We start from the raw sequence: 12,595 nt of genomic DNA on the forward strand, positions 1-12,595 counted from the left end.
CGTGTACTACTTCTATTTATCGCATTGATTTTAATTTCATCATAACAACAAGACCTATTTTATAAAATATACATATACAAACAACATATAGCAATAAACAAAATAAAATTTCCACACACCTCATGCCCCATAAAGAGTAATCTAAATAACCTATTATCTCTATTTCACAGGCATAACCTAAATAAATAGCAAACACTGGACTATATGAATTACACCATTCACTATGAGAGGTGTCCTTGAATTTATTTCACCATCTTTAGCTATAACTGAAATATACAATGCAGGCTTAAAAAAAATATCAGATTTCAATAAATATTTCCTCCAAATATTATTCAAAGAATCTGGAATTATTGGATTTTTCTCAAATGTTATAGAATGTCTTAAACGTAAGTTTACATCATTAGTAATATTCATAAAATACTTTTTAGGATCTAATTTATACCAATGTTTTCCTAATTAATCCTGAACACAAACAGAATCCGGAATATTTGCGGTTAAAGTCGATTTTGTATCAAAAGTGTATAAAGGGTAACTACGAAAATTTCGACTTTCAAATTCCTGATTCAATGCCTCAACAAAAGCTTCTCTTGCCTTTTCTTTTACTTCTGACTTCTTAGACTCATAAGTAATCTTATTGATAGTAAAAAAGAAGACTCCTCCAATACAGATTATTACAGATAACAGAATAATATTTATATGCTTCATGTTGTTCAAGGTTATACCATTTACCCCCACAAAGATAATATTTAGCAATCAATTTTACTTATATTCTGTAAAACAATAATTACATTATGTTCAATGTGCTTACTTCATGAAAGTAAAAAAATTAAATAATAAGCTGATAAGTATCCAAATTTTCTCTTTCAATATGAATAGGAGAATCAGTTATTAAATAAGTTCGTAAACGTGCGACTGCCTTATGGACACGTTTTAGATGACCAGAACCATCCGGCCATAAAGTATTCATGATTTCAGTATCTGTCACTATATGGTCTTTAGAATTTAAAAATAACTCTAAAAGCAAACAAGCTTGTAATGGCATTTTTTTCCTAATCCCATTTATTTCAATCATCCTTTGCTCAGCATAAAATAGAACATTATCATTTAGTATATATGAACGAACGGGAATATCAGGTATTCCTTGTACTAATTTTATAATTGGAACTTCTATGATTTCCTTTCGATGCATTGATTTTAATTTAACTATTACAGAAATACTAATCTTATAAATTATAAATACGCAAACACCATATAACAATAAATAAAGTAAAGCCTCCATATACATCATTTTCCAAATAGAATAATGCAGATAACCTATTATCTCAATTTCACAAGCATAACCTAAATAAGTAGTAAACATTGGATTACACGAAATACACCATTCACTATTAGAAGTAGACTTTGAATCAATATCTCCTCCTCTACCTGTAACCGAAATACACAATGCAGAATTAACAAAAAGATCTGATTTCAATAGATATTTCTTCCAAATATTATTCAAAGAGTCAGGAATAATCGGTTTTTTCTCAAATGCCGTAGAATGCATAAAACGTAAATTTGCATCATTAGTTATATTCATACAATGTTTTTTAGAATCTAATTTATACCAATATTTTCCTAATGAGTCCTGAAAACAAACAGAATCTGGAATATTTGCAGCTACAGTAGACTTCATATCAGAAAAGTATAAAATTTTGCAATTCAAATTTCTACTTTTAAATTCCTGATCTAATGCTTTAGCAAAAGTCTCTTTTGCTTTTTCCTTAACCTCTGCCTTCTTAGATTCATAAGTAATTCTGCTGATAATAAAGAAGATAATTCCTCCTAAACAGATTATAACAGATAACAGAATAATTTTCGTATGTTTCATGTTGTTCAAGGTTATACCATTTACCCCCACAAAGATAGTATTTAGCAATCAATTTTACTTATATTCTATAAAACAATAATTATGTTATGTTGAATGTACTTATTTCATCAGAGTATTAAGATTAAATAATAAGCTGATAAGTATCTAAATTCTCTCTTTCAATACGAACGGGAAAATCAGTCATCAAACAAGTTCGTAAGCGTGCAACCGCTTTATGGACACGTTTCAAATTACCGGAACCATCCGGCCATAAGGTATTCATGATTTCAGCATCTGTCACTATATGATCCTTAGAATTTAAAAATAACTCCAAAAGCAAACAAGCTTGTAATGGCATTTTTTTTCTTATTCCATTTATTTCAATTATCCTTTGCTCAGCATAAAAGAGAACATTATCATTTAGTATATATGAACGTACAGGAATATCAAGTACACCTTGTACTAATTTTATAATTGGGACTTCAATGATTTCCTTTTGGCGCATTGATTTGAATCTCATACCAACAAAAACACTAATTTTATAAAATACATATACGCAAACAGCATATAGCAACAAATAAAGCAAAATTTTCATATATATCATACCCCACAAAGAGTAAGCAAGATAACCTATTATCTCAATTTCACAGGCATAACCTAAATAATTAGTAAACACTGGATCATACGAATTACACCATTCACTATGAGAGGTAGTCTTTGAATCAATTTCACCATTTCTACCCGTAACCGAAATAAACAATGCACACTTAACGAAAATATCTGATTTTAATAGATATTTTTTCCAAATATTATTCAAAGAATCGAGAATAATCGGATACTCATCAAATGTTACTGAATGCATGAAACGTCGATTTGGATCATTAGTCATATTCATACGATGTTTTTTAGGATCTAATCGATACCAATGTTTTCCTAATGAATCCTGAATATAAACAGAATCTGGAATATTTGTAGCTAAAGTCGGTTTTATATCAAAATAGAATAAAGAGTTATCAATATTTCTACTTTTTAATTCTTTATCTAATGCCTTAACAAAAGCTTTTTTTGCTTTTTTTTTAACCTCTGACATCTTAGTTTCATAAGTAATTCTGCTGACATTAAAGAAAAAGACTCCTCCAATACAGATTATTACAGATAACAGAATAATATTTGCGTGTTTCATGTTGTTCAAGGTTATACCATTTACCCTCACAAAGATAACATTTAGTAATCGATTTTATTTAATTTCGATCAAACAAAAAAAATGTTGTGCTTAATCAAAAATATGATTTTTTGGAAAAGATATCTTTGATTGATCTCTAGTATTATGTACTAGCTTATACTACCTTTTTTCTAAAGTATTATTAGTTAAGTTCTTGTTTATTAAAGCTAAAGTTCTGTTCATTTAATAGTAAAGTTCTTGTTTATTTGACATAAACTATAAATGCAACTTGCAATTGTATAAATGCAAGTTGCATTTATACAATCAAAACTTCCATTTGTACAAACGGAACTTGCATTTATAGATTTGTATCTGATAAAAATAAGTTTTCTATTAGAATTGAATAAGTTTACTCCTAATGAATAGTAACTTATCTGTTAATACTCTACTAGAAAGGAAATGATAGTTTATATGGATGCATTTATGCCTAACCAGCGAATCGATTTTATTAAACTTCTATAAAAAAAATACCATTATCGATCAATACCATAGATAATATAGACATTAGATATAACTAACATCTATATTACTAATCCTAAATAAGTACCTTAAAATACCTATTTATTCATGTTACAGATATACCAGAACCTATAAAATATTTTCATTAATAATATTATATAATCCAACTTTCATAATATACACGACTATTAAAAATAAAATATTATGAGGACAAAAGTAGAAAACAGATACCTTTATGCCAAAAAAAGTAAGTGACCATTTGCGACCTTCTATGTTTTTTATTAAAAACGCCCCATTTTATCGGAATAAAAGATAAATCGGAGTCTGTTTGAATTTTGTTTAATAGCATCCTAATGGATGCTAATTTTACCATTTCCTCTGCTAAATCGAATGTTAGTTCATAGCTTCGGCAGAAAGTGAGGGCAAACGGTTGCTACCACTCCACTATCATAGGATCTATCATAGCTGAAAGTCCTATAAAAAGGGGCGTTTAGAAAGATAGTGAGGGCATGATAGCAAAATACATTTTTATTCTGATTGTAGCTCCTGCCTGAGTTCAAGTTATAAATGTGACATTTGATGCAGGTAAAATAATACATAGCGCTATGTAAGCACGACCCTAAAGGGTTTCTTCGTGTAATTTGAATTCCGTAAGGTACAAATTAATTTTAAAAAGGCAAAGGACCCTCAGCCGGTGTTCCAAACGGATTATCTGTTTGCGGAGCAAAATCTGGCACGGGAGATGGAACATCTCCTGCATTCAACTTAGAACCTAACATAGCTCCGACAGATTCACCCGGCATAGGAATAACCATGTCATCCTCAGGATTGGAGAAACGTGTAAATTCTCCTTTAAACCTAAGAAGTACCTCTCCTACGGCACCATTACGGTGCTTGGCAATCACAATTTCAGCCATACCGCGAAGGTCGTTCCCACGATCGTCCTGGTATATCTTATAATATTCCGGACGATGAATGAAACATACCATATCAGCATCTTGCTCGATAGCTCCAGATTCACGAAGGTCACTTAACTGAGGTCGCTTACCATCAATACCTTCACGACTTTCTACACCACGATTCAACTGAGACAATGCTATAATTGGAATACTTAATTCTTTTGCTAATCCTTTCAATGAACGAGAGATTGTACTCACCTCTTCCTGGCGACTGCCAAAAGCCATGCCACTGGCATTCATCAACTGAAGGTAGTCGATAATAATTACCCGCACTCCATGTTCACGAACCAAACGGCGCGCTTTGGTACGAAGTTCGAACACAGACAAAGATGGCGTATCATCTACAAATAAAGGTGCATCCAACAAGTCTTTTAACTTATAATCAAGCTGCTGCCATTCATAAGTTGCCAACTGTCCGCTCTTGATTTTCTCACTGGGGATCTCACATACATTTGCGATCAAACGATTGACCAACTGAACGTTACTCATTTCAAGAGAGAACAACGCTACCGGATTACGATAATTAACTGCTATATTTTTTGCCATGGAAAGCACAAAAGCTGTTTTACCCATGGCAGGACGGGCAGCAATAATAATAAGGTCAGAGTTCTGCCAGCCGGCAGTCATTTTATCCAGTTTCGTAAAACCACTTTCAAGACCACTTAAACCGTCTGTTCGTGCAGCAGCTTTCTGAATTAACTTATAGGCTTCATCAATCACCGGATTGATCTGCGTATAATCTTTTTTCATATTCTGCTGTGAAATCTCAAATAGTTTTCCCTCGGCTTCCTGCATCAAGTCGTCCACATCGAGGGTTTCATCAAAAGCTTTACTCTGTATATTGCTTGTAAAGGTGATCAGCTCACGCGCCAATGATTTTTGAGCAATGATACGGGCATGATATTCAATATGTGCCGAAGAAGCTACCTTACTACTCAACTGAGTAATATAGAACGGACCTCCTACTTCTTCCAACTCTCCACGTTTACTAAGTTGTTCTTTGACCGTCAAGATATCAACAGGTTTCTGATTGACAGCAAGATCCATTATTGCAGAATAAATCAGTTGATGACGGTGTTCATAGAAAGAATCTGGACGAAGAATCTCACTCACTAATGAATATGCATCCTTCTCAATCATTAAAGCACCTAAAACAGCCTCTTCCAGCTCGGGTGCCTGTGGTTGAATACGACCATAATCATTGACCGGTTGTACTTTTGTTGATTTAGTATTTCGAGTATTTTTTCTTTGTTCAGCCATGGATTCTTTTTTAATGGGATGACAAAGATAAAACATAATCACGAAGAAAAGATAAGGAAAAATGAAGATTTTAGTAACTTTGCACACACAATAGTAATTTAACGAATCAATAACCTCTTTAATCACTCAATAAAATGATCACCTTTCCTAATGCAAAAATAAATTTGGGACTTTCTATCACAGAAAAACGTCCGGACGGATATCACAATCTGGAAACTGTTTTTTATCCGGTAGCTCTTGAAGATGCATTAGAAATTCAGACTAGCACGAAAGAAGATAAAAAGTTCAATTTATATCAGTATGGTCTGGAAATAATAGGAAATCCAGAAGATAACTTAGCAGTAAAAGCTTATCTACTACTAGATAAAAAGTATCATCTTTCTCCTATCGATATTCATTTATACAAACATATACCCTCGGGAGCGGGTCTGGGAGGTGGTTCAGCAGATGCGGCTTTTATGCTGAAATTGCTTAATGAACATTATCAACTTAAATTGTCTGATAATGAATTGGAGATATATGCGGCAATTTTAGGAGCTGACTGTGCATTTTTTATTAGGAATGTACCTACCTTTGCCGAAGGGATCGGAAATAAATTCTCTCCTATTTCACTTTCATTAAAAGGATATCAGATTATCATTATCAAACCTGATGTATTTGTTTCTACCCGGGAAGCCTTTTCTAATATTGATCCTCACTACCCTAAATACCCGGTAAAAGAAGTTATTAAGCGTCCGATTAAAGAATGGAAGTCGTTACTGATAAATGATTTTGAGGCCAGTGTATTTCCACAACATCCGGTAATCAGGGAAATAAAAGAAGAACTTTATGCTCAAGGAGCTATCTACGCATCGATGAGTGGTTCTGGTTCATCCGTTTTCGGTTTGTTTGAACCGGAATATTCTATCCCCCCAATTAATATTGAAGAAAATGTATTTTGCTTCAAAGGAAAATTATAAAAATCAAAGAAAACTTTGATCTTCCATAAAAAAACGGTACCACGACTCTCGTCGTAGTACCGTCACAACACAAACACAAAATAAAACACGACAAAACTACTATGCAATCACCTGTCTATGCCGGGGAGGCATATGTACTAATTAGGCATATTCACATACACGCTAATAAGCGTCAGAGTGGTTTGCAAAGAATTAAACAAACAGTTTCTCTCATTTGTTTAAGGTTATGTATATTTTAAAAACAATTTATATCTTATTGAATTCCTTTTTCACGAAGTTTCAATTGCCAGTTCCATGCAGAACGCAATGTATCTTCCAAAGTTTCTACAGCCTTCCAACCCAATTCCTGATTTGCAAAGTCAGGGTTTGCCCAAACTTTTTCGATATCGCCAGCACGACGACCAACAATTTCATAATTCAGTTTTACACCGGTAACTTTTTCAAAACCGTTAATCAATTCCAATACAGAAACTCCACGTCCTGTACCAATATTGAATACTTCAGCTTTTTCTTTTTGTTTCTTCTCAAGAATACGACGGATAGCTATCACGTGAGCCTTTGCCAAGTCCACAACATTAATAAAATCACGGATGCAAGAACCATCGGGAGTATTATAATCGTCACCAAACACACTCAGCTTCTCACGGATACCCATAGCAGTTTGAGTCAGGTAAGGAATTAAGTTTTGAGGAACACCATTGGGCAGTTCACCTAACAATGCAGTAGGGTGTGCGCCAATCGGATTAAAATAACGTAACATAATAGCATTGATCGGAGCACCGGATGTTATTGTGTCACGAATAATTTCTTCATTGATTTGTTTTGTATTTCCATAAGGAGATTCAGCTTTCTTGATCGGAGCTTTTTCAGTTACCGGAAGTTCATCGGGCTGACCATAAACAGTACAAGAAGAAGAGAAAACAATGCCTTCTACTCCATGTTTTGGCATCAGTTCCAGTAAATTGATCAGAGAAACCAGATTATTACGATAATAAAGCAACGGTTTCTGTACAGATTCACCTACAGCTTTGCTTGCAGCAAAATGAATAATAGCTTTAATTCCTTTATATTTAGTAAATACAGCGTCAAGACCCGCTAAATCCAAGCAATCTAATTTTTCGAACGCAGGACGAATTCCGGATACTTTCTCTATATTATCAACGACATCTGCACCTGAGTTTGACAAATTATCGATAATGACTACTTCATATCCACTATTTTGTAACTCCACAACAGTATGAGAACCAATATAGCCGGTTCCACCCGTTACTAAAATTCTTTCTTTCATAAACTTTACAAATATGGTTAGTTCTTTCGGTTTCCGATTTGTTTGAGGTACAAATGTATGGAAATAAAATGAGAATGCAATAATCCACAAGAAAATTATTTTCCTTGGAGTATTAATAGAACAATTAATTCGGAAAATATAACAGAAAGTCGAAGTTGTATCAAAAGTCCATAATCACTATTCTTCAGACGCGGATGAGACGAATAACGGGGAGTTTTTACTATTCAAATATAGCGAAACCTATTTAATCCGTGTTATCCGCGTCATCCGCGTCTGATAAATTATATATTTATTGTTTGACCAACTTCTGAATCTCATTTACAGTAGCTGCCAAACCTCTTATTTATTATACTACACCAGAGAATCCCATAAATGCCATAGCCAATAATCCAGCTGTAATTAAAGCAATCGGAGTTCCCTGCATTCCTTTCGGGACTTTCACCAGACTCATTTGCTCACGCAATCCGGCAAATAGCACTAATGCCAACCCAAAGCCTAATGCTGTCGAGAATGCGTATACAACTCCTGTCAGCAGGTCGAAGTCTTTCTGAATAACCAGAATGGCTACACCTAAAATACAACAGTTGGTTGTAATCAACGGCAGGAACACACCTAAAGCCTGATACAATGCAGGAGATACCTTCTTCAGAATAATCTCCACCATCTGAACCAATGCAGCAATGACCAAAATGAAAGTAATTGTTTGCAAATATGCCAATCCGAAAGCATCCAATACAAATTTCTGGATCAGAAATGTAACAATAGTTGCAATGGTCAGTACAAAAGCCACTGCAGCACTCATTCCCATGGCTGTTTCTACTTTCTTAGACACACCCAGAAACGGGCAAATCCCCAAGAATTGCGACAACACGATGTTATTTACAAAGATTGCCGAGATAAATATCAATATATATTCCATTTCTTTAATTATTTATCTTTTTTCAAACAATTAATCAAGGCAATGAGGTATCCTAAAGCGATAAAAGCACCCGGTGCTAACACAAATACCAACATACCATATTCTTCCGGTAAAATGGTAAGATCAAAAATCTTACCGGTACCGAGGAATTCACGAACAGCACCCAGTAGAGTCAGGGCTATGGTGAAACCAAGTCCCATACCGATACCATCGAACATAGAAGCTATCGGATTGTTCTTAGCCGCAAAAGCTTCGGCACGGCCAAGTACGATACAGTTTACTACAATCAGCGGAATGAAAAGGCCGAGTGTAGCATACAGCCCCGGAACATAAGCTTGCATCATCATCTGAAGCAAAGTTACAAACGATGCAATTACCACAATAAACGCCGGTATACGGACCATATCCGGAATGAGATTTTTAATGGATGAAATTACCATATTCGAGCAAATCAACACGAACATAGTAGCCAATCCCATACCCATACCATTGATAGCCGACGAAGTCGTACCCAATGTAGGACACATACCAAGCAGGAGCACAAATATTGGATTCTCTTTGACAATCCCGTTCATCATTACTTTAAAGTTATTCATAGCTGTCTCCTTTCTTAATTTGCACTGACTGAATCAGTAATTTCAACTTTAATAGTAGCTCCCGAAGCCACATCCATTCCGGCTGCTTTTTGAGAAGCACCTGTAACGCTATTCATACCACCATTTCCGGATTTATAAGCCTGATATGCACCATTTACTGCATTCAGGAAAGCACGAGAAGTAATTGTAGAAGCAGTGATCGCATCTACCTGACCTCCGTCTTTGCTGACAGCAATCGGAGATTCTCCCGGATTCATACCCAAAATAGATTTTTTACTCTCGTTATGTGATACAGCATTTTCACCCTTAGCAGGATCATAAGCACCAAACCATTTGTCGGCTTTGGATCCCAATCCCGGAGTTTCTACATGGGACAACAAAGAGTAATTGTATATTTTACCCTCTGCATCAAAGCCGACCAAAACTTTCAGTTCTCCACCAAAGCCCATTGCTTTAGCTTCTACAGCTGTACCAATCTGAGTTTCACCATCCTTTGCGGGATAAATTATAAAGTCTACGATTTTCTTTCCGTCTTTCTCACTGAATATCGTATCGCTTTCGGCTACAGGATTATTGGTGAACGCAGGAAGCACTTTTTTCAATGCCTCATTTAGCGTCTTTGCATTCGCCTCGGCAATCGGTCCCATAGTCAGTTCGTTTACATAGGCCAGCAACGCAACAGAGACAGCAGTGACTCCTGTAAGTACCAGCAACATATTTTTCAAAGATGATTGTAACTTTTTCATTTCTTCTTCGCTACCTCCCCAAAGCGTTTAGGTTTACAATAGGTATTAATCAGCGGAGTGAATGCATTCATAATCAGGATGGCAAATGACATTCCTTCAGGATACGCACCGAACAAACGGATGATCACTGTCAGCAGACCGATGCAAATACCATAAATCAGCATACCTTTCTTACTCATCGGAGAAGTCACGTAATCAGTTGCCATAAAAACAGCTCCCAACATCAGACCTCCTGAAAGCAGTTGCAGCACCGGAGATACATACTTATCAGGATCAGCCAGATGCATGATTCCTGCAAAAACAAATACTGTAACCAAAATAGATACCGGAATATGCCAGGTGATAATCTTTTTCCAAAGCATATAGACCAATCCTAACAACAACGCCAACGCACTTACTTCACCAATACATCCACTATTCTGCCCGATAAACAGACTAAAAGCATCCGGAAGCTGGCTCAAAGCATTGGTATCACCATAAATAGCTTGCTTCATCAACGCCAACGGAGTAGCTCCGGTGGTAGCATCGGTATATGCGGTCAGTTGTCCAACCAACGGCCAACTAGTCATCTGCACCGGAAATGAAAGCAGCAAGAATACGCGTCCTGCCAAAGCCGGATTGAAAGGATTACAACCTAATCCGCCAAAAGACATCTTTCCGACACCAATAGCAAACAATGCTCCCAAAATAATAATCCATACAGGCAGATTGGAAGGTAAATTAAATGCCAGCAACACACCTGTTATGATGGCAGAACCATCACAGATGGTTGTGGCAGGTTTCTTCATCAAGAATTTAACAATAGCCCATTCAAAAAACAAACAGGCAGCCACGGAAGTAGCCGTGACAATCAGGGCACCCAGTCCGAAAAAATAAAGAGACACCAAGAATGCCGGTATAAGTGCAATCAGCACACCGTACATATTCTTTTGCACGCTGTCTCCACTGTGAACATGGGGCGATAATGATACGATTAATTTATTTTCCATACTTCATTATTTTTTAGCTTGACGTGCACGAATCATTCCGCCTACCTTACCCTTACCCAATCGGCAATAGTCAAGTAACGGACGGTTTGCGGGACAAGTGAACTGGCAGGAACCACACTCGATACAATCCATGATTCTTTCTTTTTCCATTCTTTCAAAATCTGCATTCTCAGATAAGGCTCCAAGTAAGTATGGCTCCAAGCCCATCGGACAAGCGCTGACACATTTAGCACAACGGATGCAAGTTTGCTCTTCACCGCGTTTTGCTTCCTTACGGTTCATTATGAGAATGCCGGAACTTCCTTTGGCAGTTGGAACATCAATATTTATCAATGCTTTACCCATCATCGGACCACCACCAATCACTTTTCCTGTATCTTCGGGCAAACCACCGCTAGCTTCGATCAGCTGACTCATCGGAGTGCCTATACGTGCCAGAAAATTAGAAGGTTTTGATACGGATTTTCCGGTTACTGTAATTACCCGTTCAAACAATGGCTTATTTTTCTGTACTGCCTGATAAACTGCAAACGCAGTACCTACATTCTGTACAACTGCGCCAGTAGAAATAGGTAATGCACCGCTTGCAACCTGGCGTTTAGTAATGGCATCAATCAGTTGTTTCTCGCCTCCCTGCGGATATTTCACCTTCAAAGGAACAATTTCGATACCTGCATAACTAGAAGCAACTTTTGTCATGAGTTCAATTGCATCAGGCTTATTATTTTCGATTCCGATAAAGGCTTTATTTACTTTTACGGCTTTCATCAGGATAGAGACACCTACCATGACTTCTTCGGCATGTTCGAGCATCAATTGATGATCGGCAGTTAAGTATGGTTCACATTCTACCGCATTGATAATCAAGCATTCTGCCTTGAAAGAAGGAGGAGGGCATAGTTTCACCTGAGTAGGGAAACAGGCTCCACCCAAACCAACAATACCGGCATCGGCGATCTTCTTTACGATTTCCTCTGATGACAACTCACATTCTTTCACCAAAGTCGCACTACGGTCAATGGATTCTTCCCATTCGTCACCTTCTACATCAATATAAATAGCCGGTTTAGCATAACCACTAGCATCGATTACTGTATCAATCTTCGCCACTTTACCACTGACTGAAGAGTGAATTGCAGCAGAAACAAAGCCGGCAGATTCAGCAATCTTAGTACCAACCTTTACCACATCTCCTTTTGCAACAATCGGTTTGGCAGGCGCACCGATATGCTGCCCCAACAGGATAACAGCTTTTGCAGGAACTTCCGCCGTGATGATAGGTTGATGTGCCGACAATTTATTTTCGTGTGGATGAACTCCACCAATTGAAAATGTCTTTAACATACAAT

General features: G+C 36.5%; 11 protein-coding genes. 1 reads left to right on the forward strand and 10 read right to left on the reverse strand.

Annotated features, from left to right (window positions below; all coding sequences use genetic code 11):
- Positions 1-456 precede the first annotated feature (456 nt).
- From PHO71_RS04920 to dnaB, 4 genes are all read right to left on the reverse strand, one after another.
- On the reverse strand, positions 457-705 hold the full coding sequence (locus tag PHO71_RS04920) for a hypothetical protein (protein ID WP_300199781.1): 249 nt from the start codon (positions 703-705) through the stop codon (positions 457-459).
- A 121-nt stretch (positions 706-826) separates the two neighbouring features.
- On the reverse strand, positions 827-1,870 hold the full coding sequence (locus PHO71_RS04925) for a helix-turn-helix domain-containing protein (protein WP_300199784.1): 1,044 nt from the start codon (positions 1,868-1,870) through the stop codon (positions 827-829).
- 121 nt (positions 1,871-1,991) lie between these two features.
- On the reverse strand, positions 1,992-3,032 hold the full coding sequence (locus PHO71_RS04930) for a helix-turn-helix domain-containing protein (protein WP_300199787.1): 1,041 nt from the start codon (positions 3,030-3,032) through the stop codon (positions 1,992-1,994).
- A 1,166-nt stretch (positions 3,033-4,198) separates the two neighbouring features.
- Positions 4,199-5,749 carry a replicative DNA helicase gene (gene dnaB, locus PHO71_RS04935; protein ID WP_300199790.1) on the reverse strand — a complete coding sequence of 517 codons (1,551 nt, stop codon included), beginning with the start codon at positions 5,747-5,749 and terminating at the stop codon, positions 4,199-4,201.
- Between the two features lie 134 nt (positions 5,750-5,883).
- Between dnaB and ispE the strand changes: the two genes are divergently transcribed.
- On the forward strand, positions 5,884-6,708 hold the full coding sequence (gene ispE, locus PHO71_RS04940; protein ID WP_300199793.1) for a 4-(cytidine 5'-diphospho)-2-C-methyl-D-erythritol kinase: 825 nt from the start codon (positions 5,884-5,886) through the stop codon (positions 6,706-6,708).
- 253 nt (positions 6,709-6,961) lie between these two features.
- On the opposite strand, the gene galE is transcribed toward ispE, so the two are convergent.
- The 6 genes from galE to rsxC form a co-directional block, all read right to left on the reverse strand.
- A complete protein-coding gene (gene galE / locus PHO71_RS04945) occupies positions 6,962-7,996 on the reverse strand; it encodes a UDP-glucose 4-epimerase GalE (protein ID WP_300199796.1) in 1,035 nt (344 codons plus the stop codon).
- Between the two features lie 346 nt (positions 7,997-8,342).
- Positions 8,343-8,915, reverse strand: coding sequence for an electron transport complex subunit RsxA (rsxA, locus tag PHO71_RS04950; protein WP_300199798.1), 573 nt, complete (start codon positions 8,913-8,915; stop codon positions 8,343-8,345).
- Between the two features lie 8 nt (positions 8,916-8,923).
- A complete protein-coding gene (gene rsxE / locus PHO71_RS04955; protein ID WP_300199801.1) occupies positions 8,924-9,511 on the reverse strand; it encodes an electron transport complex subunit RsxE in 588 nt (195 codons plus the stop codon).
- A 14-nt stretch (positions 9,512-9,525) separates the two neighbouring features.
- Positions 9,526-10,257, reverse strand: coding sequence for an RnfABCDGE type electron transport complex subunit G (locus tag PHO71_RS04960; RefSeq protein WP_300199804.1), 732 nt, complete (start codon positions 10,255-10,257; stop codon positions 9,526-9,528).
- Positions 10,254-11,246 carry an RnfABCDGE type electron transport complex subunit D gene (locus PHO71_RS04965; protein WP_300199807.1) on the reverse strand — a complete coding sequence of 331 codons (993 nt, stop codon included), beginning with the start codon at positions 11,244-11,246 and terminating at the stop codon, positions 10,254-10,256. Before PHO71_RS04965 ends, PHO71_RS04960 begins: the two co-directional genes overlap by 4 nt.
- 6 nt (positions 11,247-11,252) lie before the next feature.
- Positions 11,253-12,590, reverse strand: coding sequence for an electron transport complex subunit RsxC (gene rsxC, locus PHO71_RS04970; RefSeq protein ID WP_300199811.1), 1,338 nt, complete (start codon positions 12,588-12,590; stop codon positions 11,253-11,255).
- Between the last annotated feature and the right edge of the window lie 5 nt (positions 12,591-12,595).

The organism is Bacteroides sp., from assembly GCF_028690125.1.
Classification (GTDB): domain Bacteria; phylum Bacteroidota; class Bacteroidia; order Bacteroidales; family Bacteroidaceae; genus Bacteroides.